We start from the raw sequence: 21,013 nt of genomic DNA, 5'->3' as shown, positions 1-21,013 counted from the left end.
CGCTCCTCCTCGTTACAGGCGTGCGGCGTGGATCGAGGTGACCAGGATCGCGCGAGCGCCGAGGTCGTAGAGGCGGTCCATCACCTGGTTCATGTCGGTGCGCGGAACCATGACGCGCACGGCGACCCATTCTGGATCATGCAGCGGCGAGACGGTCGGCGACTCGAAGCCGGGAGCGAGCGCGGTGGCGCGCTCGAGCAGGGCGACCGGGCAGTCGTAATCGAGCAGCACGTACTGGCGTGCAACGAGCACACCCTGGAGGCGGCGCAGCAGCACCGGAATACCCTCTGGCTCCCCTGCGGCCGAGACGAGCACGGCGGTGGAGTCGAGGATGACCGGGCCGAAAATCTCCAGCCCCGCCTTGCGGAGCGTGGTGCCCGTCTCGACGACGTCGGCGATCACGTCCGCGACGCCGAGCTGGATTGCGGACTCGACCGCGCCGTCGAGGCGGATCAGCGTCACCTCGACGCCGTGCTCGCGGAGGAAGCGTCCGACGAGGCCGGGGTAACTGGTGGCGACACGGAGACCGTGTATCTGCGTGAGTTCGGTGTAGCGGCCTGCCGGACCGGCGAAGCGGAACGTCGAGTTCGCGAAGCCGAGGCTGGCGATCTCGCGCGCCTCGGAGCCGGAATCAATGAGGAGGTCGCGACCCGTCACTCCGACATCGAGGGCGCCGGAGCCGACGTAGGTCGCGATGTCGCGTGGCCGCAGATAGAAGAACTCGACGCCGTTGCGCTCGTCGACGACGTGCAGCTCCTTCGGGTCGCGGCGGCCGGAGTAGCCCGCCTCGGCGAGCATCTGGCCGGCAGTCTCCGACAGGGAGCCCTTGTTGGGGACGGCGACGCGCAGAAGTGCGCTGGCGAGGGTGGTGGTCACAGGACGTCCTTCAGGACTCGACGGTGGTTCGAGGGGCGGCACGGCTCCGCGGAAAGAATGTGGACGCGACGGCGCGGATCGGCGGCGCAGCCCGACGAGCGGGGCAGGACTCACAGATGTCGGTACACGTCGGCCGTCGTCAGGCCCTTGGCGAGCATGAGTACCTGGAGGTGATAGAGCAGCTGCGAGATCTCCTCGGCGGTGCGCTCGTCGCCCTCGTACTCGGCGGCCATCCACACTTCTGCGGCCTCCTCGACGATCTTCTTGCCGATGACGTGCACGCCAGCGTCGAGTTCGCGGACGGTGCCTGATCCTTCGGGACGGCTGGCGGCCTTCTCGCCCAGCTCGGCGAAGAGGTCGTCGAAAGTTTTCACCCTGGAAGTGTATACGGCGGCGAGAACGGCCCAACGCGGGGCACCGCTTGGCGGGGCTGTGTGCGATTCGCAGGAGTGTGTGCCATTCGCAGGCGTAAGTGCGATTCGCAGGAGTGTGTGCCATTCGCAGGGGATGCAGCCGCGGAAAGGCGTTTCGGCTTGTGGAACGGGGAGGACAGCGCGGATCCCCTGCACATCGCACGTGTGCCGACGAGCGGAGGCGTCAGTGCCGGTGCTCGGTCGCGGTGTCGCGCAGGGCTGCGATCGCCGCCTCCGGGTCGTCGGCGCCGAAGACTGCGGAGCCGGCGACGAAGGTGTCGGCCCCCGCCTCCGCCGCGATCTCGATCGTGCCCGGGGCAATGCCTCCGTCGACCTGCAGCCACACGTCGAGTCCGGTGCGGTCGACGATATGGCGGAGCGTGCGCAGTTTGGGCATCGTCTCCGCCAGAAACGACTGCCCGCCGAAGCCCGGCTCGACGGTCATGACGAGGACCTGATCGAACTCGGGCAGCAGATCGAGGTACTCATCCACCATCGTCCCGGGCTTGAGCGCCAAGCCCGCGCGTGCGCCGATCTCGCGAAGACGTCGAGCGAGGGCGACGGCGTCGTGCGCGGCCTCGGCGTGGAAAGTGACCGAGAAGGCGCCGGTCTCGGCGTAGTCGGGGGCCCATCGGTCCGGGTCCTCAATCATCAGATGCACGTCGAGCGGGCGGGGCGAGACGTCCTGGAGGCGCTGCACCATCGTCAGCCCGAAGGTCAGGTTCGGCACGAAATGGTTGTCCATGACGTCGACGTGCACCAGATCCGCCCCGGCGATACGTTGCAGCTCGGCCTCAAAATTCACGAAGTCGGCGGCCAGAATACTGGGACTGATCCGTGCACGCATGCCTCCACCCTAAACGCCCACCCCCGCCCTCCTCCCCGCCGCGAGATGCCTCTTGAGTACGTGACGCCCCGAAGAACATGCACCCCACAGGCATCTCGCGCGGCGCAGTCAGCGGAGGCGGAGGAGCTGGATGAACATCGCGTCGGTGCCATGGCGGTGCGGCCAGAGCTGCACATGAAGCGTGCCGTCCGGGAGCGGGAGCGGAGCGGACGTCACGCCCCGCAGCACCGCGGGGGTGTCGACGAGTTCGAGCGCGTGCCGCTCCTGGGCGAGCGCCAACACTCGTCGCGTCTCCCCCAGGTGCGGCGAGCAGGTGACATACGCAAGGAGTCCGCCGGGCGCCAGCGCCCTGATGGCGGAGTCGAGCAGCTCGCCCTGAAGCGTCGCGAGCTGCTCGACGTCGGAGGCGGCCTTGCGCCACCGCGCCTCCGGTCGACGCCGCAATGCCCCGAGGCCGGTGCAGGGCGCGTCGAGCAGGATGCGGTCGAAGGCGCCCGGCTGCTCGTCGCCGAGCGTGCGTCCGTCGCCGGTGCGCACCTCGACGGAGGGATCGACGGCCACCAGGGCCCTCCGCACCAGACCTGCGCGCCCCGGCACAACCTCGTTGGCGAGCAGCGTCGCTCCCTGAGTACGTGCCTCCGCCGCGAGCAGCGCCGCCTTGCCGCCCGGACCGGCACACAGGTCGAGCCAGCGCTCGCCGGCCTGCGCCGGGCGGGCCCGCGAGAGCGTGAGAGCGGCGAGCTGCGAGCCCTCGTCCTGCACGCGGACACGACCCTCGTGCACGGCGGGGACCGCCTCAGGGTCGCCGCCCGATCCGGTCATGCCGAGTGGAGAGAAACGGTCCGGTTCGGCGTTGGGGACGTCGTCCGCCGAGGCGAGCCCGGGCAGCGCCACCAGGTTCACCCGGGGCGCGGCGTTGTCGGAGTCGAGAAGCGCCTCGAGCTCGTCCGCCGCTCCCTCCGCGGCGAGGGCCCGGCGCAGCGCGCGCACGATCCAGACGGGATGCGAGCTGAGCGCGGCGATCCGGTCATCCCCCGAAGTCGCGGCAACCGAAACCCGCTCGCGCCACTCCTCAGCGCTCGAGCGGGAGACCGTCCGCAGCACTGCGTTCGCGAACGCAACAGCACCGCGGGAGGAACCCGCCGCAACCAGCGCGACGCTCTCGTTCACGGCCGCGTGCGGAGCCACCCGGGTCGCTAGGAGCTGGTGCACGCCCAGGCGCAGCGCGTCGAGCACCGAAGCGTCGATACTCTCAACCGCGCGTGCCGAGGCGAGGGCGATCACCCGGTCGTAGTAGCCGGACATGCGCAGCGTGCCGTAGCAGAGCTCGGTCGCGAGAGCGGCGTCCGCCGGCGAGAGGTCGGCCGCACGAATGCGGGCGGGCAGCACCAAATTCGCGTACGCGTCCGATCCGCTCACCGCGAGCAGCACGTCGTAGGCGACGTGCCGGGCGGGAGCGGCGTCGCGACGCGCACTCACGAGAGCACCGTGCTCTCGCGCAGGCCTCGCGCCCAGTCGACTCCGGGCATCGGCATCTTCCCGGCGGGCTGGACGGTGACGAGTTCCACGACGCCGTCACCCGTGCCGACCAGCGCACGCCGGGAGTCGAGCCGGACGGCCCCCGGTTCGAGCCTGCCCTCGGCGGCGCGGAGGGCAAGCACCTTGAGACGCACGTCCCCGATGGCGGTCGAGGCGCCGGGTTCGGGCGTCACGCCGCGGACCAGAGCGAGGACCTGCGCGGTGGGCAGGCTCCAATCGACCCGGCCGTCAGTGACATCGAGCTTGGGAGCGAATGTGACCTCGCCTGTCTGCGGCGCCGCGACCGCGCTGCCCTCCGCCAGAGCCTCGACCACGCCGAGGGTGAGGTCGGCTCCCCCGCGGGCGAGCACCTCGAGCAGCTCCCCCGCCGTCCGCTCCCCCGCCTCCTCTGCCAGCTCGGCGTAGACGTCGCCGGCATCGAGTTCGGCAACGAGCTGGAACACACTCGCGCCGATCCGCGTCTCACCGGCCATGAGGGCGCGCTGCACCGGAGCGGCCCCGCGCCAGCGCGGCAGAAGCGAGAAGTGCAGGTTGATCCAGCCGAGCCGCGGCACCGCCAGCAGCCGAGCGCGGACGAGGCCACCGTAGGCGACGATCACGCCGAGGTCCGGCGCGAGTTCCGCGATCCGATCGGTCGTCTCCTCGTCGAGGCGGTTCGCGCGAAGGATCGGGATCCCTAACTCCTGAGCGGCAACGGCCACCGACGAAGGGGTCAGCACGCGCTTGCGGCCGGCCGGGGCGTCGGCCCGCGTAATCACGGCGACGACCTCGTGCGCGGACGCGGCGAGGGCACGGAGGGTCGGGACGGCTGCGGCGGGGGTGCCGGCGAAGACGAGGCGCACGGGGTTCTCCAGGAGCGTCAGAGGATGTCGGGATCGTCGAGGCGGACCCGCAGCTTCGGGGCCGGCCGGAAGCGGCCAGGCGTGGTAGGCGGTCGGCGACGCCGCGTCGCATTGCGGATGACGGCGGACCGGAGGCGCGCGGCCACCTCCGCACCGCGAGCGTAGTCGAAGCGCACGATGGCCCGAACCGAGCCGTCCTCGAGGCCGACCGGGCCAAGCACCTCGTGGCGGTCGCTCTCGTCGAGCGCCTCGAGTGCCTCCTCCACGGCGTGCGCGTCACCCGTCACCGTCGCGAGTCGAACAGCGGGCGGAAAACGCAGGGACCGCCGCTCGTACAGCTCCGCACGGAGGTACTCCGCCTGCCGCCAGGTTGCGAGCGCGGTGGCGAGTCGGCCGCCGACTCCGACCAGCAGCACGGGAGCGCCGGGGCGGGCGAGCGCGGCAGCGTTCGACCACGTGCGCAGCGCGTCGTCGGCCACCCGCAGGCTCTCGCGCGCCAGCATCCGCTCGCCATCGAGCAGAAGGATTGCGTGGTATCCGCCCTCGGCTCGCGGCTCCGCGCCGCGGGTCGCGACCACGAGCGCTGGCTCGTCCGGGAGGGTCAGTACCGGTCGCTGGCCGTCGGCGACGATGACTTTGACGCCCGGGAAAGCCCGGCCCAGCTCCTCCGCGGTGCGACCGGCGCCGAGCGAGACGAGGCGCAGGTTCGTGCCCTCGCAGACCGAGCAGGTCCACTCGGCCGCGATCAACCCGCACCAGCCACAGCTTGGGCGCCCGCCCTCAGCGTGCACGGCGAGCGGACCCTGACAGCGGTTGCAGCGTGCGACCGTGCGGCAGCGGGCGCACGCGACGACCGGCGCGTAGCCGGGACGCGCGACCTGCACCAGCACGGGACCGGAGTCGAGCCCCTTCCGCGCTTCGCGCCAGGCCGACGAGGGGATACGCGCGCCGGCGTCATGCTCGTCGGCCGCCCACTGCTGTGCTGTCGGTACCACGTGCGGGCGCCGAGCGGGCCGAGGCTCGACCTCGGCAACGAAGCCGATCTCGACCAGCCGTTCGACCTCGACCGTGCGCGTATTGCCGAGCACAACCAACCCCGCTCCGCTCTGCTCCTGCCGCACGAGGGCGACGTCTCGAGCATGCGCATACGGCGCTAGCGGCTCGGCGAACAGCGGGTCCCCGTCGTCCCAGAGTGCGATCAGACCGAGGACGGCAGAGGGCGCGTAGAGCACCGAGCGGTTGCCGACAACGATCCGGGGGCCGGGATCCAGGCAGCGCACGAAAGCGGCGTAGCGCTCGGCGCCCTTCTGCCGCGCATCGAGCCGCACCACCGCCTCCGCCGGAACGAGGGCGGCGAGGGCGAGTTCGAGCTGCTCCTGGTCGCGGTAATCGGGAACCGCGAGGATCACATCGCGCCCGGCCGCGAGAGCGTCGCGCGCGAGCTCGGCCAGCGTGACGGCCCAGCCGCCCACCCAGGCTTGGGAAGGCAGCTGCACCGGTGTCGGGATGGCCCCGACAGCCAGGCGCGCCCCGTCCACGAGGCCCGCGAAGGCGTCGGCGGCGTACCCCGTCACTCCGCTCGCCTCGAGCGTAGGAGTCGTGGGCGCGGGAGTCGTGGGCGCCGGACCTGCCGCGAGGCGCGCCTTTTCGACCCGCACATGCCGACGCGGGACGGCGAGGCGCAGCACATCGCTCGCTCCGCCTGCGGCGCGGTCGGCGACCCGCCGCGCGAGCGCCCAGACCTCGGGCGTCAGCACGACAAGCGGCGAGACCAGCTCCTCAATCTCGCTGAGCGCGCCGACATGCTCCGACCCCGCTCCCGTCTCGACGACGATGGCGTCGGCGATCCGCCCGCCGGTCCGCAGTGGGACGCGCACGCGGACGCCGGGCCGCACCTCGGCGCGCATCCGCTCCGGCACCGCGTAGTCGAGGAGCCGGTCGAGCTGCGGGAGCGGCGAGTCCAGGAGCACCCGCGCGACACCGTTGCTCGGGACTGTCGCCATGGCCGCCGCTTCGGAGCCCGCTACGAGAGGCCCGCGGCGGAGCGCAGGTCGTCGACGCGGTCGAGACGCTCCCAGGTGAAGTCGGGAAGCTCGCGGCCGAAGTGGCCGTAGGCCGCGGTCTGCGCATAGATCGGGCGGAGCAGGTCGAGCGCGTGGATGATCGCGGCCGGGCGCAGGTCAAAGACCGAGCGGATCGCCGCGGTGATCGTCTCGTCCGAGACAGTGCCGGTGCCGAAGGTCTCGACGTAGAGGCCGACGGGCGCGGCCTTGCCGATCGCGTAGGCAACCTGCACTTCCATTCGGGAGGCAAGACCCGCGGCGACCGCGTTCTTCGCGACCCAGCGCATCGCATAGGCCGCCGAGCGGTCCACCTTCGACGGATCCTTACCCGAGAATGCGCCGCCACCGTGACGGGATGCCCCTCCGTAGGTGTCGACGATGATCTTGCGGCCGGTGAGCCCGGCATCGCCCTGAGGGCCGCCGATCTCGAAGCGGCCGGTCGGGTTGATCAGCAGGCGCACCGCGGAGGAGTCGAGGTCGACGGTCTCGAGGACGGGGCGGATGACGTGTGCCTCGATGTCCGCGTGGATGGTCTCGGTGCTGACGTGCTCGGCGTGCTGGGTTGAGAGCACGACGGTGTCGATGGTCGAGGGGGTGGTGCCGTCGTAGCCAATGGTGACCTGGGTCTTCCCATCCGGCCGGAGGTAGTCGAGCTCGCCCGACTTGCGCACGGCCGCGAGCCGCTCGGCCAGGCGGTGCGAAAGCCAGCTGGGCAGCGGCATGTACTCGGGGGTCTCGTCGGTCGCGTAGCCGAACATTAGACCCTGGTCGCCTGCGCCCTGGCGGTCGAAAGCGTCCTCCCCCGCCTCGGACGAGCGAACCTCGAGCGCCGTATCGACACCCGCGGCGATCTCGGGCGATTGCTGGCCGATCGAGACCGAGACGCCGCACGAGCGGCCGTCGAAACCCTTGTCGGAGGAGTCGTAGCCGATCTCGACGATCGTCTCGCGGACAATCCTTGGAATCTCGACATAGCCGGTGGTCGAGACCTCACCGGCCACATGCACGAGCCCGGTGGTGACCAGCGTCTCGACCGCGACCCGGCTGTGCGGGTCCTCGCGCAACAGGGCGTCGAGGATGCGGTCCGAGATCTGGTCGCAGATCTTGTCCGGGTGGCCCTCGGTGACCGACTCGGAGGTGAACAGGCGGAGGGGACCGGAGATCATGCTTCTCTTCTCATCCCGGCACCGTGCGGGCCGGGGTCGTTCGTGCCGGGGTCGGCGGGACGGGCAGGCGCTCGGCGTCTCGGCGAGCGGGTCGGAGAGGCCTAGCGCGCGACCACGTCGAGGACGCGATCAGCCACCGAGGCCTTGCTGCCGGAAGCCTCGCTCACTATATCGCCGGCTCGATCGAGCACCACGACGGTATTGCTGTCGCTCTGGAAACCCTCGGCCCAGCCGACCCTGTTGACGACGAGCAGGTCGCAACCCTTCCGCGCAATCTTGGCGCGGCCGAGCTCCAGCATCGCTTCGCGATCGGGCTCGGTCTCGGCGGCAAAGCCGACGACGAGCTGTCCCTGTCGCTTGACGGCGGCGATTTCGGCGAGGATGTCTGGATTCTTGATGAGTTCGAGGGTTAGCCGGTCGCCCTGCTCTTCCTTGGTGATCTTCGCGTCGGCGACCGCGGCGGGCCGGTAGTCGGCGACGGCTGCGGCCATGATGACGATGTCGGCGTCCGCAGCCGCAGCGAGGGCCGCCTCCCGCAGCTCGAGCGCCGTGCCCACCTGCTGCACCGACATGCCCTGCGGAGTCTCGATGTCAAGGTTGGCCGCGAGGAGGGTGACCCGCGCCCCGCGTGCGGCCGCGGCTAGCGCCAGCGCGACGCCCTGGCGCCCGCTGGAGCGGTTGCCGACGAAGCGCACCGGGTCCAGCGGCTCGCGGGTGCCACCGGCGGTCACGAGCACCCGCAGGCCGTCGAGGTCACGGCGCGCGCCTGCCGCGCGCGCCTGGATGGCAAGCGCCTCCGCGACGATCGTCTCCGGCTCCTCCATCCGTCCGGGCCCCGAGTCGGCACCGGTGAGGCGGCCGACCGCCGGGCCGATCACGTGCACCCCGCGCGAGCGGAGGGTTGCCATGTTCGCGACGGTCGCGGCGTTCTTCCACATCTCGGTGTGCATCGCCGGAGCGACGACCAGCGGCGCGGTGCTCGCAAGCACCGTGTTGCCGAGCAGGTCGTCGGCGAGCCCCGCGGCGAGCTTGGCGAGGGTATGCGCCGTCGCCGGAGCGATCACGATGAGATCGGCGGCCTGGCCGATCGCGACGTGCCGCACCTCGGCGACCCCCTCGTAGAGATCGGTATGCACGGGATTTCGGGAGATCGCTTCGAGCGTCGGCTTACCGACGAAGCGCAGCGCCGCCTCCGTCGCGACAACGTGCACGTCGTGCTCGGCGAGGACCAGCGCGCGCACGACTCCGACTGCCTTATACGCGGCGATGCCACCGGTGATGCCGACGACGACGGTGAGCCGCCGAGCGGCCTTACGGGAGGAGCGCACCCGAGCCGGATTACTCGGCGAGGGGCTGGGCGACGAGCTTGTCCTCGTTGATCTCGTGCAGCGCGACCGAGAGGGGCTTGTCGTCGATGGTGGAGTCAACCAGCGGGCCGACGTTGTCGAACAGGCTGCCCTCATGAAGGTCGGCGTAGTAGTCGTTGATCTGACGCGCACGCTTGGAGGCGAAGATCACCAGCGCGTACTTGGAGTCGACCTTCGAGAGCAGCTCGTCGATGGGCGGGTCGATGATGCCGAGGTTGTTAGCCATGAGGGTCTCCTTGCGGGGCGCCTAGGGCGCCGATCTGCGGCTCCGAAACGGCCCCACGACTCCGGAGGGCGGGGCCCTGCGGAGTCTGGGAGGTCGACCCGGAAATGGTCGGTGGCCCGGGCTCAGCGACCCGGATCAGCGGGGACGCCATCGGCACGAGGCGACATCAATTCTACGACCTCTCGGGCGGCTTCGGGCACGGTCGTGTTAATGACGGCGACATCGAACTCGTCCTGCGCGGCCAATTCGACCTTCGCCGTGGCCAAACGGCGCTCCTGCTCTTCGGCGCTCTCGGTGCCGCGGCCGACCAGACGGCGCACCAGCTCGTCCCAGCTGGGGGGCAAGAGGAAGACGAGCCGAGCTTCCGGCATCCGCGCACGGACCTGTCGCGCGCCCTGAATATCGATCTCGAGCATGACCTGGCGGCCCTGCTCCAGTGCAGTCTCGATCGGGCCGCGCGGCGTGCCGTAGCGGTACGCGTTGTGGACGACGGCGTACTCGAGGAACTCCCCCGCCTCGACCATCCGGTCGAACTCGGCGTCGTCGACGAAGTAGTAGCTCACCCCGTCGACCTCGCCGGGCCGCGGTGCCCGAGTGGTCGCCGAGACCGAGAGCAGCACGTCGGGGTAGTTCTCGCGGATGTAGGTCGAGACCGTGCCCTTGCCGACTGCGGTCGGACCGGCGAGCACCAGTAGGCGGTTGCGGTCGGAGCGGCGCTGGCGCGACTCACGCTCCTGGAGGAAGGAGCGCAGGCCCTCGACCTGGCGCCGACCGAGACCGCCGAGCCGCTTCGAGTCCGCGATGTGCAACTGCTCCATCACCCGCGGCGTCTTGACCACGCCGAGAGCCGGCACCGCCCGCAGCAGCTCGCTGACCCGCATCCGCCCCTCGATCCCGAGCGGCTCGGCCTGAGCGGCGGCGAGTACCGAACTCGCCGACCGATGGCCGGAGGCGACCGCCTTCTTCACCACAGCGCGTGCGCGGCGGGCGGCGACGGCGGCTTCGGAGGCGGCGCGCCGGTCGACCTCCGGCGGTGATGCTCGGCGGACGGCGGGCACGACCTGCGTGCACAGCTCGTGCGCCGCATCGGATCCGGGAACGGGGCTGACGGCTTCAGCGGACACGGCTCTCCTGGATGTCGGTGGCGCGGCGGTCGATCTCGGCGGCGATCCCCTCGGGACCGGCGCTGAGGACACTGCGCGACTCACTGATGATGGTGCTGACGCTCATCGCCCCGAACAGCCGACGTGCGTCCGCCACGGCAGCGCCCTGGTGGCCAAAGCCCGGTGCGAGCACCGGGAGTGCGGGCCGGAGCGGCTCGCCGGTGCCGATGCCGTAGTCGCCCAGGGCGAGTGTGGCGCCGAGCACCACGCCGATCGAGCCGATCGGCGAGCGCGCGTGTCCCTCGTTCCAGAATGCCACGTCCGCCAGAACGGCGCGCGCCACCGTCGTCCCTACGCGCTCACCGTCCTGAACCACCGCGCGCTGCACGGGGCGCGCCTCCGGATTCGAGGTGGCCGCGAGCACGAAGACGCCCTTGCCCGCCGCTTCCGCCAGAGCGAGCATTCCCTCCAGCGAGCCGAGGCCTTGGTAGGCGGCGGCGGTCATGGCATCGGCCTCGAGCGGCGAGCCGGGGCTCAGCCATGCCTCGGCATAGGCGGTCACGCTGGTTCCGATGTCGCCGCGCTTCGCATCGGCGATCACGAGCAGCCCGGCTGCCCGCGCGTCGGAATGCACCCGTTCGAGGGCGGCGTAGCCGGCGGAGCCGTGGCGCTCGAAGAACGCGACCTGCGGCTTCACGATGCCGACGCGGCCCGCGGCGGCCTCGACGACGGTTCGGCCGAAGCTCTCCAGCCCGGCCGCGTCGTCGGCCAGCCCCCACGCGTCGAGGAGGAACGCGTGCGGGTCGATCCCGACGCAGAGCTGTCCATACGCGGCGAACACCGCCTCCAGGCGTGAGCCGAAGGAGGCGGTGCCCGCCGCGTCGGCGCTCACTCCGTCCGCTCCGCGCGGCGCAGCGCGTAGTCCTGCAGGCTCGTCACCTCGAACGGCTCGTTCGCGGCATCGAGCGAGGCGACGGCGGCCGCGAGCTGCGCGATCGTGGTGAAGAGCGGCTTGTCGGCGGCGACCGCGGCGGCGCGGATCTCGTAGCCGTCGGCGCGGGTCGCTCCTCCGCTGGGAGTGTTGATCACGACGTCCACTTCGTCACGATTGACCAGCTCGACGATCGAGGGAGCGTCGTCCTCGACCGTCTCGCTGTACTTGCGCACGACGCGGGCCTGGATGCCGTTGCGGTTCAGCACCTCCGCAGTGCCCTCGGTCGCGAGGATCTCGAAGCCGAGTTGGCGCAGGCGCAGCGCCGGCAGCACGATCGCCCGCTTGTCGCGGTCGGCGACCGAGATGAACACGGTGCCGCTCGCGGGCATACCGCCGTAGGCCGCCTCCTGACTCTTGGCGAAGGCGCGCGGGAAGTCGCGGTCGATCCCCATCACCTCGCCCGTGGAACGCATCTCGGGACCGAGCAGGGAGTCGACGATCTGGCCCTCCTTGGTGCGGAAACGCTTGAACGGCAAGACGGCCTCCTTGACGGCAATGGGCGAATCCATGGGGACGTCGGAGCCGTCGCGCTCAGGGAGAAGCCCCTCAGCCTTCAACGCCGCGATGCTCTCGCCGACCATCACCCGCGAGGCGGCCTTCGCGAGCGGGATGCCGAGCGCCTTCGAGACGAACGGCACCGTCCGGGAGGCGCGCGGGTTCGCCTCCAGCACGTAGAGCACGCCCTGGCCGATCGCGAACTGCACATTGAGCAGGCCGCGGACGCCGACGCCCTCGGCGATGGCACGTGTCGCCTCGCGCACCTGGTCGATCTGGCGGCGGCCGAGCGTCACCGGAGGCAGAGTGCAGGCCGAGTCGCCGGAGTGGATGCCGGCCTCCTCGATGTGCTCCATTACCCCGCCGATGTAGAGCTGCTCGCCGTCGTAGAGAGCGTCGACGTCGATCTCGATCGCGTCATCGAGGAAGCGGTCGACCAGGAGCGGGTGCGTCTGGTCGATGATGCCCTCGCCGGCCATCCGCTCGAAGTAGTCCTCGAGCTGCGGGGTGCCGTAGACGATCTCCATGCCGCGGCCACCGAGCACGAACGACGGGCGAACCAACACCGGGTAGCCGATCTCGACCGCCACGGCACGGGCGCCGTCGAGGTCCGTGGCCGTGCCATTGCGTGGAGCGAGCAGGCCGGCTTGGTCGAGGATGCGCGAGAAGGCGCCGCGCTCCTCCGCGAGGTCGATGTTCGCGGGAGTGGTGCCGAGAATCGGCACGCCGGCCGCCTCGAGCCCTGCCGCGAGGCCCAGAGCGGTCTGGCCGCCCAACTGCACGACGACGCCGACCAGCTCGCCGGACTGCGACTCCGCGTGGATCACCTCGAGCACGTCCTCGAGCGTCAGCGGCTCGAAGTAGAGGCGGTCGGAGGTGTCGTAGTCGGTCGAGACCGTCTCGGGGTTGCAGTTGATCATGATCGTCTCGAAGCCCGCGGCCGAGAGCGCGAACGAGGCGTGCACGCAGGAGTAGTCGAATTCGACTCCCTGCCCGATGCGGTTGGGGCCGGAGCCGAGGATGACGACCTTGCGGCGGTCGGCGGCGACGACTTCCGTCTCCTCGTCGTAGGAGGAGTAGTGGTACGGCGTGAGCGCGGGGAACTCCCCCGCGCAGGTGTCGACGGTCTTGTAGACGGGGCGGACGTCGAGCGCGTGGCGCGTGTGACGCACCTCGTCCTCCTCGAGGCCGCGGAGTTCGGCGATCTGCGCGTCCGAGAAGCCGTGGTCCTTCGCCAGGCGGAGCAGCCCCGCGTCCAGTCCGTCGCGCTCGCGCACCAGCTCCGCGATCTCGTTGATCAGCACGATCTGGTCGAGGAACCACGGGTCGATCTTCGTCGCCGCGAACGCCTGCTCGACGCTCGCTCCAAGGCGCAGCGCCTGCTGCACCGTCACGATGCGGCCGTCGGTCGGCGTCTTCGCGATCTCCAGCAGCTCGTCCACCGAGCGCTCCTCGCTGCCCCAGTGGAACGACGAGCCGCGCTTTTCCAGCGAGCGGAGCGCCTTCTGGAGCGCCTGCGCGTAGTTGCGGCCGATCGCCATCGCCTCGCCGACCGATTTCATCGTTGTCGTCAGCGTCTTGTCGGCGGCCGGGAACTTCTCGAACGCGAACCGCGGCACCTTGACGACCACGTAGTCCAGCGTCGGTTCGAAGCTCGCCGGGGTCACCTTGGTGATGTCGTTCGGGATCTCGTCGAGGCGGTAGCCGATGGCGAGCTTCGCGGCGATCTTGGCGATCGGGAAGCCGGTCGCCTTCGACGCGAGAGCGGAGGAACGGGAGACCCGCGGATTCATCTCGATCACGATGATCCGGCCGTCGGCGGGGTCGATCGCGAACTGGATGTTGCAGCCGCCGGTGTCCACCCCCACATCGCGGATGATGCGAATGCCGATGTCGCGCAGCTTCTGGTATTCGCGGTCGGTCAGGGTGAGCGCCGGGGCGACCGTGATCGAGTCGCCGGTGTGCACTCCGACCGGATCGACGTTCTCGATCGAGCAGACGACGACCGTATTGTCGGCGGTGTCGCGCATCAGCTCGAGCTCGTACTCCTTCCAGCCGAGGATCGACTCCTCGAGCAGAACCTCGGTGGTGGGGCTCTGGTGCAGGCCGTCGCCCACCATCCGCACCAACTCCTCGCGGGTGTAGGCGAAGCCGGAGCCGAGACCACCCATGGTGAAGGACGGGCGAATGACGAGCGGATAGCCGAGGTCGTCGGCGATGTCTATCGCCTCCTCGACCGTGTGCGCGATGGAGGACTTGGCGACGTCGGCGCCCGCGTCGAGCACCAGCTGTTTGAAGATCTGGCGGTCCTCGCCGCGATTGATCGCCTCGAAGCTCGCGCCGATCAGCTCGACGTCGTACTTCTCGAGAATCCCGAGGTCGTGCAGCTGGATGGCCGCGTTCAGCGCGGTTTGACCGCCCAGGGTCGGCAGGATCGCATCGGGCCGCTCCTTGGCGATAATCGCTTCGATGGCCTTTGGAGTGATCGGCTCCACATAGGTGGCGTCGGCAAAGTCGGGGTCGGTCATGATCGTCGCCGGATTGGAGTTGACGAGGATCACGCGCACCCCCTCAGCGCGCAGCACACGACAGGCCTGGGTGCCCGAGTAGTCGAATTCGACGGCCTGCCCGATGACGATCGGGCCGGAGCCGATGACCAAAACGCTCTGAATGTCTTCCCTGCGCGGCATCAGTTCTGGTCTCCCGTGGTGGTGGTGGCGCCGCCCTGCTCAGCCGTGCGCTGCACGACCATCGCCCGGAAGCGGTCGAAGAGGTAGTTGGAGTCGTGCGGGCCGGCCGCCGCCTCCGGGTGGTACTGCACCGAGAAGGCGGGGATGTCAAGGCACCGCAGCCCCTCCACGACCGAGTCGTTGAGGGAGTAGTGGCTGACCTCGACACGGCCGAAACCCTCGGGCGAATCGAGTTCGCCCTCGAGCGGCGCGTCCACCGCGAAGCCGTGGTTCTGCGAGGTGATCTCGACGCGACCGGTGAGCTTGTCGAGCACGGGCTGGTTGATCCCGCGGTGGCCGAACGGGAGCTTGTAGGTGCCGAAGCCGAGCGCGCGGCCAAGCAGCTGATTACCGAAACAGATCCCGAAGAAGGGCAGGTCGGCGCGCAGCGTGGTGCGCAGGAGTTCCACGTGGCGATCCGAGGCTTCGGGATCGCCAGGGCCGTTCGAGAAGAAGAGTGCGGACGGGTCGAGCGCGAGCACCTGCTCCGCCGTCACCGACTCCGGGAGGACGTGCACGTCGAAACCACGCTCCGAGAGGTACCTGACGGTCGAGGTCTTCACGCCGAGGTCGATCACCGCGACCGAGCCGACGCGCTCGCCGCGGGCGGGGACCGTGTACTGCTGGTCGGTCGACACGGCGGAGGAGAGGTTCAACCCCTGCATCTGCCGGCCGCCGAGGACCAGCGCGAGCTGCTCGTCTTCGCCCAGCGCCACGTCCTCTCCCGAGAACACCCCGGCGCGCATCGACCCGGCCGAGCGGATATGGCGGGTGATCGCTCGGGTGTCGACGCCCGAGATCCCGACGATCCCGTCGGCCTCCAGATCGTCGTCGAGCGAGCGCTGCGCGCGGAAATTGGACACGACGCGGGAGGGATCGCGCACGACGTAGCCGGCGACCCAGATGCGCCGCGACTCCCTGTCCTCGTCATTGGTTCCGGTGTTGCCGATGTGCGGCGCGGTCTGCACGACGATCTGGCCGGCGTAGCTCGGGTCGGTCAGCGTTTCCTGGTAGCCGGTCATGCCGGTCGCGAAGACGATCTCACCCAGGGTGCGGCCTCGGGCGCCGTAGGCCTGACCCCGGAATCGTCGCCCGTCCTCGAGGACGAGGACGGCGGTGGGTTCGGTGCTGAGGCGTGTCGTTGGCACGGACTAAGAGCCCTTCTGGGTCGTGTCGGGGCCGCCATCGGCGGTTCCGGGGCGGGAGGGGGAATCGGGGGCGGCGAGGCGCTGCAGTTCGGTGACCAGGTGCGCGCGGAGGGCCGGCTCGGCCACGCGGAGGTAGCTGTCGACACTCTCGTCGCCGCGCGGGGACCACGAGATGACGAGCAACCCGCCTTCCTCGACCACGCGGTCGATGACGTAGCTGCCCTGGCCGGCTCCACGCAGGAGAGCCGCGGGGATCACGGTCTCGCGCTCGCCGACGGGGGCGATCACGACTCCGCGCTCGTGCAGGCGCAGCGTCGCCCGACCGCGAAAGCCGAGCCCCGGCAGCACGACGCGCTCGAGAGGCTGCTCGAACCGGGTCGTGGCCACATACGGGAGTTCGACGCGCTCGACCTCGGCGCCCAGAGCGGAGGCGAGCACCGGCTCCGGAGCAAGGTCGGCGGAGCGGCGACGCCGAGAGCGCCACGAGAGAAGCATCCCGACGAAGACGAGGACAACGACCACGGCAATGATGATCGTGATCGCGGCCCTATCCACGGGAGGCCTTCGCGGCGGCGGCGACAACGGCGGAGTCGACGAGTTCGCCGTCGAGCACGGTCGGGTAGCCCCGGTGCAGCGTCGCGACGACGCGGCCCGGCAGCTCGCGGCCCAGGTACGGCGAGTTGCCACTGCGGCCGCGCAGGTCGCCGGCCGAGAAGCGGCGGCGAACCTCCGGGTCGTAGAGCACGACGTTCGCGGCGGCACCGACGACGAGGCCCCGGTCGTAGCCGTTCAGCCGGCCAATTCGGGCGGGGGCGGAGGACAGCACGCGCCCGACGTCGGCCCAGCTCATCCGGCCGTCCTCGATGACGGCGGCGTGCACGACGCTCAGCGCGCTCTCGAGGCCGACCATGCCGAACGCGGCGGCGTCCCACTCGCAGTCCTTCGCCTCGACCGGGTGCGGGGCGTGGTCGGTCGCGACGATGTCGATCGTCCCGTCCGCGAGAGCTTCACGCAGCGCGAGCACATCCTCGTCGCGGCGCAGCGGAGGGTTCACCTTGAAGCGAGCGTCGTAGCTCGGGCCGTCCTGCCCGGCGACCGCCTGCTCGGTGAGCAGCAGGTGGTGCGGAGTGACCTCGGCGGTCACGTCGATCCCGCGCGCCTTCGCCCAGCGAATGACGTCGACCGAGCCCGCGGTCGAGACGTGGCAGACGTGCAAGCGCGAGCCAACGTGCTCGGCGAGGAGCACGTCGCGCGCGATGATCGCCTCCTCCGCCACGGCCGGCCAGCCCTGGAGCCCGAGAGCGCTAGACACGGCTCCCTCATTCATCTGCGCGCCGACCGTGAGACGCGGCTCCTGCGCGTGCTGGGCGACCACTCCGTCGAACGCCTTCACGTACTCGAGCGCGCGGCGCATCAGCAGGGCGTCCGAGACGCACTTCCCGTCGTCCGAAAAGACGCGCACCGCCGCGCGGCTGCGGGCCATCGCGCCGAGTTCGGCAAGCGACTCCCCCGCCAGGCCCACGGTGACCGCGCCAATCGGGCGAACCGTCGCGTAACCGGCGTCCTCACCCAGGCTCTGCACCTGCTCCACCACCCCGGCCGTGTCCTGCACCGGCGAGGTGTTCGCCATCGCAAAGACCGCGGTAAAGCCTCCCGCGGCTGCGGCACGGGTGCCCGTGAGAATCGTCTCGCTCTGCTCGAAACCGGGCTCGCGAAGGTGCGTATGCAGGTCGACCAGGCCCGGCAGCGCGAGGAGGCCATCGGCGTCGATCACGCTCGCTCCGCTCGAATCGAGGTCGGCGCCGATCTCGACGATCACGCCCCCGTCGATCAGGAGGTCGGCGGTCGATTCGTCGGCGAGCGTCGCCCCCGAGATCAGGTACCGCTGCGTCAGTGCAGTGCTCTGTGTGGGCGCAGTAATTCGTGTGGGCGCAGTGCCTTGTGTGGGCGCAGTGCTCATCGGTGGACCTCCCGTTCGCCGGACAACAGCAGGTAGAGCGCAGCCATCCGCACGGAGACGCCGTTCGTGACCTGCTCGAGCACCGTCGATCGGCTCGAATCGGCAGCGGCCGACGAGATCTCGACGCCCCTGTTCATGGGCCCCGGGTGCATGACGATGGTATCCGGACCCAGACGGGCCAGCCGCTCGTCGTCGAGCCCCCAGATCCGCGCGTACTCGCGCCCGTTGGGGAAGAAGCCGCTCGACATCCGTTCCAGCTGGATGCGCAAGAGCATCACCACGTCGGGCAGCCCCGCGTCGATCGCCTCGTCGAGATCGAAGCGGATGGTCGCGGGCCAGTCGCGGGTGTCCACCGGCACCAGGGTCGGCGGCGCGACAAGAGTCACTTCGGCGCCGAGGGCCGTCAGCAGCCACACGTTCGAGCGCGCCACCCGCGAGTGCAGGATGTCGCCGACGATCGTGACCGCGACTCCGTCCAGGCTCTTTCCGCGCGAGGCCGCGGCCCCATGCAAGCGGCGGCGAATCGTGAAGGCGTCCAGCAGCGCCTGAGTGGGGTGCTCGTGCGTGCCGTCGCCCGCGTTCAGGATCGACGCGTCGATCCAGCCGCTCGCCGCCAGCACCGCGGGGGCACCGGAGGCGCTGTGGCGGAGGACGACCCCGTCTGCGCCCATCGCCGCGAGTGTCTGCGCCGTATCCTTCAGGCTCTCGCCCTTCGAGACGCTGGAGCCCGTCGCGCTGAAGTTGATCACATCGGCCGAGAGCCGCTTCGCCGCCGCCTCAAACGAGATCCGCGTGCGGGTGGAGTCCTCGAAGAAGAGGTTGACCACCGTCTTCCCGCGCAGGGTCGGCAGCTTCTTGACCTCGCGATTCTGCACGTCCGCCATGTCCTCGGCGATGTCGAGGAGAGCGATGGCGCTCGCGCGGTCGAGGTCGCGGGTCGAAAGTAGGTGCTTCACCGGAGGTCCTCCGCGTCGCTCGACTCGATGGCGACCAGGTCCTCGCCGTCCGTCTCGACCAGGCGCACGTTGATCCGCTCGCTCAGGCTGCTGGGCAGGTTCTTGCCCACGAAGTCGGCGCGGATGGGCAGCTCGCGGTGGCCGCGGTCGACCAGCGCCGCGAGCCGGACGGCCCGCGGGCGGCCGATGTCGCTCAGCGCGTCGAGGGCGGCGCGGATGGTCCGGCCCGAGAAGAGGACATCGTCGACGAGGATCACGGTGCGGCCGTCGATACTCGCCGGGACGGCGGTGCGCGCGGGCGTGCGGACGGGCTGCCGAGAGAGGTCGTCGCGGTACATCGTCACGTCGAGAGACCCGGCAAAGACCAGCTCCGCGCCGGGCTCGATCCGCGCGATCGTCTCGGCGATGCGCTGAGCGAGGGCGACGCCGCGGGTGGGGATGCCGAGGATGACCAGCGACGCAGCGCCCCGGTTCGATTCGAGGATCTCGTGAGCGATGCGCGTGAGCGCACGCGTGATGTCAGCGCCGTTCAGCACGATTCGTGCCGTCACACCGACCTCCTTCCCCGCCTCACAGGACGGCTGTTAAAGGAAAAGCCGTGACGAGTATAGGGCCGCCACGAAGTCGCTCGACACGACCTCCATTGCGGGTCAGGCGGTGGCGCGTGTCTCCACGACAGAGGCGAGCAGCCCGTTGATGAAGCCGGCAGAATCGTCGGTCGAGAGCGCCGTCGCCGCTCCCACCGCCTCCGAGATGGCGACGCCGTCGGGCACCTCGTCGTTGTGCAGAATCTCCCACACACCGATGCGCAGGATCGCCCGGTCGACGAGCGGCATGCGCGCGAGGGTCCACCCCTTCGAGAGCTGCGCGATCAACCCGTCAATCTCGTCGGCATGGTCGATGACGCCATCGACGATCTCGCGCGCATACAGCCAGGACGCTTCACGCGCCGGCTCGTTCACCGCGCGCTCCGCCTCGGCCCGCAGAGATTCTGAGAAAGGGATCTGCCGGACGTCGGCGTTGTAGAGGATGTCGAGGGCACGCTTACGCGCCTTCGTGCGAGCACTCACGGACGGCCCGGCTCAGCTGACGCGGCCGAGGTAGTCACCCGTGCGAGTGTCGACCTTGACCTTCGTGCCCTGCTCGAGAAAGAGCGGGACCTGGATCTGGTAGCCGGTCTCGACGGTCGCCGGCTTGGTGCCGCCGGTCGAGCGGTCGCCCTGGAGACCCGGCTCCGTATAGGTGATCTCGAGCACCACGGAGGCGGGCAGGTCGATGTACAGCGGGTCACCGTCGTGCAGCGCAAGCGTCACGTTCTGGTTCTCGAGCATGAAGTTCGCCGCGTCGCCGACGACCGCCTCGGGGACCGTGACCTGGTCGTAGTCGGAGGTGTCCATGAACACGAAGTCCGCGCCATCGCGGTAGAGGTACTGGAAGTCGCGTCGGTCGACGTTCGCCGTGTCGATCTTCGCTCCCGCGTTGAACGTCTTATCGACGACCTTTCCGGTGAGCACGTTCTTCATCTTGGTACGGACGAAGGCGCCGCCCTTGCCCGGCTTCACATGCTGGAAGTCGATGACGTTCCAGAGCTGGCCGTCGATGTTGAGGACGGTGCCGTTCTTGATGTCGGTGGTAGAGGCCATGCGAAGGGGGATCCGTTTCGGTGGAAGTCTGCGCCGGCGAGCCCGGTCCGCGGGCGCGGCGATATCGGCCGGTCCGGCTGACCCGTTGAGTGTAGTCGAAGAGCCCCCTTCCGAGAGGAGGTTCTGACCTCCACGAACCACGCGATCGTCCGGTGGTCCGCCCCAAGGGGGGCGCCATTTTAGGCAGCCCTGTCTGTGCGCGACTAGCGTCGACGAGCCTTCCTCGGTGCGCTCCTCGGCCGATCCGACCCGTCTGGGCCCCTCAGCGGAGCGGGAGTAGGGCGCCGGCTCCCGCTCGTGCGTCGAGTGTCGGTCTCACTGCCGGGTGCGGGAGGAGTCGCTGTGGCAGATCTGGGTGCGATCGAGGCGCAGGCGAGTTCCCGCGCTACTCAACGACCTGCTCGCGAACATTCACCAACACCGACCGTCCCGACCTCTCACCCCTTCCAGCGACAATCTGCCATGTCCGAGAGATTGAAGCCTATTCAAAACGCTTGACCGATGAGATGCTGATGCGCGTGGCATAACAGGAGATGGCGGTTCTTCTGCGAGGATTGGTTTACGATAAAAACCCTCGAGAAGAACCGCCACGGATGTATCATACGACAGGTTTCACGACGACGGAAATAACGGAACTCTGCGCGCT

General features: G+C 69.9%; 19 protein-coding genes. All 19 read right to left on the bottom strand.

The window, feature by feature from the left end; genetic code table 11:
* Positions 1–12: 12 nt before the first annotated feature.
* The 19 genes from hisG to efp all read right to left on the bottom strand — a co-directional run bounded on the left by hisG (position 13) and on the right by efp (position 20,367).
* Positions 13–876: an ATP phosphoribosyltransferase gene (hisG, locus tag B0H03_RS13830; RefSeq protein WP_104264183.1), complete on the bottom strand. Its 864-nt coding sequence runs from the start codon at positions 874–876 to the stop codon at positions 13–15.
* Between the two features lie 110 nt (positions 877–986).
* The gene (locus B0H03_RS13825) at positions 987–1,250 is read right to left on the bottom strand and encodes a phosphoribosyl-ATP diphosphatase (RefSeq protein ID WP_104264182.1); all 264 of its coding nucleotides are present in this window, start codon (positions 1,248–1,250) and stop codon (positions 987–989) included.
* A gap of 223 nt (positions 1,251–1,473) precedes the next feature.
* Positions 1,474–2,136 carry a ribulose-phosphate 3-epimerase gene (gene rpe / locus B0H03_RS13820; protein ID WP_104354253.1) on the bottom strand — a complete coding sequence of 221 codons (663 nt, stop codon included), beginning with the start codon at positions 2,134–2,136 and terminating at the stop codon, positions 1,474–1,476.
* A 108-nt stretch (positions 2,137–2,244) separates the two neighbouring features.
* A complete protein-coding gene (locus tag B0H03_RS13815; protein WP_104264178.1) occupies positions 2,245–3,615 on the bottom strand; it encodes an RsmB/NOP family class I SAM-dependent RNA methyltransferase in 1,371 nt (456 codons plus the stop codon).
* The gene (gene fmt / locus B0H03_RS13810) at positions 3,612–4,517 is read right to left on the bottom strand and encodes a methionyl-tRNA formyltransferase (protein ID WP_104264177.1); all 906 of its coding nucleotides are present in this window, start codon (positions 4,515–4,517) and stop codon (positions 3,612–3,614) included. The genes B0H03_RS13815 and fmt overlap by 4 nt, the downstream gene beginning before the upstream one ends.
* Positions 4,518–4,534: 17 nt before the next feature.
* Complete coding sequence (locus B0H03_RS13805; RefSeq protein WP_104264176.1) at positions 4,535–6,520, bottom strand: primosomal protein N' family DNA-binding protein; 1,986 nt, start codon at positions 6,518–6,520, stop codon at positions 4,535–4,537.
* Positions 6,521–6,540: 20 nt separating this feature from the next.
* Positions 6,541–7,746 carry a methionine adenosyltransferase gene (gene metK, locus B0H03_RS13800; protein ID WP_104264175.1) on the bottom strand — a complete coding sequence of 402 codons (1,206 nt, stop codon included), beginning with the start codon at positions 7,744–7,746 and terminating at the stop codon, positions 6,541–6,543.
* Between the two features lie 101 nt (positions 7,747–7,847).
* Entirely contained in the window at positions 7,848–9,074 is a 1,227-nt protein-coding gene (coaBC, locus tag B0H03_RS13795; RefSeq protein ID WP_104264174.1) for a bifunctional phosphopantothenoylcysteine decarboxylase/phosphopantothenate--cysteine ligase CoaBC, read from the bottom strand.
* Positions 9,075–9,084: 10 nt separating this feature from the next.
* Entirely contained in the window at positions 9,085–9,339 is a 255-nt protein-coding gene (rpoZ, locus tag B0H03_RS13790; RefSeq protein ID WP_055791825.1) for a DNA-directed RNA polymerase subunit omega, read from the bottom strand.
* Between the two features lie 122 nt (positions 9,340–9,461).
* Positions 9,462–10,397, bottom strand: a complete 936-nt coding sequence (gene gmk / locus B0H03_RS13785) for a guanylate kinase (protein WP_241560494.1) — start codon at positions 10,395–10,397, stop codon at positions 9,462–9,464.
* A gap of 55 nt (positions 10,398–10,452) precedes the next feature.
* A complete protein-coding gene (gene pyrF, locus B0H03_RS13780; RefSeq protein ID WP_164860183.1) occupies positions 10,453–11,334 on the bottom strand; it encodes an orotidine-5'-phosphate decarboxylase in 882 nt (293 codons plus the stop codon).
* Positions 11,331–14,621, bottom strand: coding sequence for a carbamoyl-phosphate synthase large subunit (carB, locus tag B0H03_RS13775; RefSeq protein WP_104264173.1), 3,291 nt, complete (start codon positions 14,619–14,621; stop codon positions 11,331–11,333). Before carB ends, pyrF begins: the two co-directional genes overlap by 4 nt.
* A complete protein-coding gene (gene carA, locus B0H03_RS13770; protein WP_104264172.1) occupies positions 14,621–15,808 on the bottom strand; it encodes a glutamine-hydrolyzing carbamoyl-phosphate synthase small subunit in 1,188 nt (395 codons plus the stop codon). Before carA ends, carB begins: the two co-directional genes overlap by 1 nt.
* A 3-nt stretch (positions 15,809–15,811) precedes the next feature.
* The gene (locus tag B0H03_RS13765; RefSeq protein ID WP_109714905.1) at positions 15,812–16,363 is read right to left on the bottom strand and encodes a PH-like domain-containing protein; all 552 of its coding nucleotides are present in this window, start codon (positions 16,361–16,363) and stop codon (positions 15,812–15,814) included.
* Entirely contained in the window at positions 16,356–17,702 is a 1,347-nt protein-coding gene (locus B0H03_RS13760) for a dihydroorotase (RefSeq protein WP_104264171.1), read from the bottom strand. The genes B0H03_RS13765 and B0H03_RS13760 overlap by 8 nt, the downstream gene beginning before the upstream one ends.
* Before the next feature lie 62 nt (positions 17,703–17,764).
* Positions 17,765–18,724 (bottom strand): aspartate carbamoyltransferase catalytic subunit, encoded by a 960-nt coding sequence (locus B0H03_RS13755; protein ID WP_104354250.1) that lies wholly within the window; start codon positions 18,722–18,724, stop codon positions 17,765–17,767.
* On the bottom strand, positions 18,721–19,275 hold the full coding sequence (pyrR, locus tag B0H03_RS13750; RefSeq protein WP_104354249.1) for a bifunctional pyr operon transcriptional regulator/uracil phosphoribosyltransferase PyrR: 555 nt from the start codon (positions 19,273–19,275) through the stop codon (positions 18,721–18,723). The genes B0H03_RS13755 and pyrR overlap by 4 nt, the downstream gene beginning before the upstream one ends.
* A 99-nt stretch (positions 19,276–19,374) precedes the next feature.
* Positions 19,375–19,794, bottom strand: a complete 420-nt coding sequence (nusB, locus tag B0H03_RS13745) for a transcription antitermination factor NusB (protein WP_104264167.1) — start codon at positions 19,792–19,794, stop codon at positions 19,375–19,377.
* 12 nt (positions 19,795–19,806) lie between these two features.
* Positions 19,807–20,367, bottom strand: a complete 561-nt coding sequence (efp, locus tag B0H03_RS13740; RefSeq protein ID WP_104264166.1) for an elongation factor P — start codon at positions 20,365–20,367, stop codon at positions 19,807–19,809.
* Positions 20,368–21,013: the final 646 nt, after the last annotated feature.

The sequence above is a fragment of the Rathayibacter iranicus NCPPB 2253 = VKM Ac-1602 genome (assembly GCF_003149025.1).
Lineage (GTDB): Bacteria > Actinomycetota > Actinomycetes > Actinomycetales > Microbacteriaceae > Rathayibacter > Rathayibacter iranicus.
The sequence above is the reverse complement of the archived record's forward strand: the minus strand, read 5'-3'. Positions and strand labels throughout refer to the sequence as shown.

Coding starts and splice junctions, on each gene's coding strand:
- rpe (WP_104354253.1), bottom strand. CDS start 2,136: ATGCGTGCACGGATCAGTCCCAGTATTCTGGCCGCCGACTTCGTGAAT.
- B0H03_RS13805 (WP_104264176.1), bottom strand. CDS start 6,520: ATGGCGACAGTCCCGAGCAACGGTGTCGCGCGGGTGCTCCTGGACTCG.
- metK (WP_104264175.1), bottom strand. CDS start 7,746: ATGATCTCCGGTCCCCTCCGCCTGTTCACCTCCGAGTCGGTCACCGAG.
- rpoZ (WP_055791825.1), bottom strand. CDS start 9,339: ATGGCTAACAACCTCGGCATCATCGACCCGCCCATCGACGAGCTGCTC.
- carB (WP_104264173.1), bottom strand. CDS start 14,621: ATGCCGCGCAGGGAAGACATTCAGAGCGTTTTGGTCATCGGCTCCGGC.
- efp (WP_104264166.1), bottom strand. CDS start 20,367: ATGGCCTCTACCACCGACATCAAGAACGGCACCGTCCTCAACATCGAC.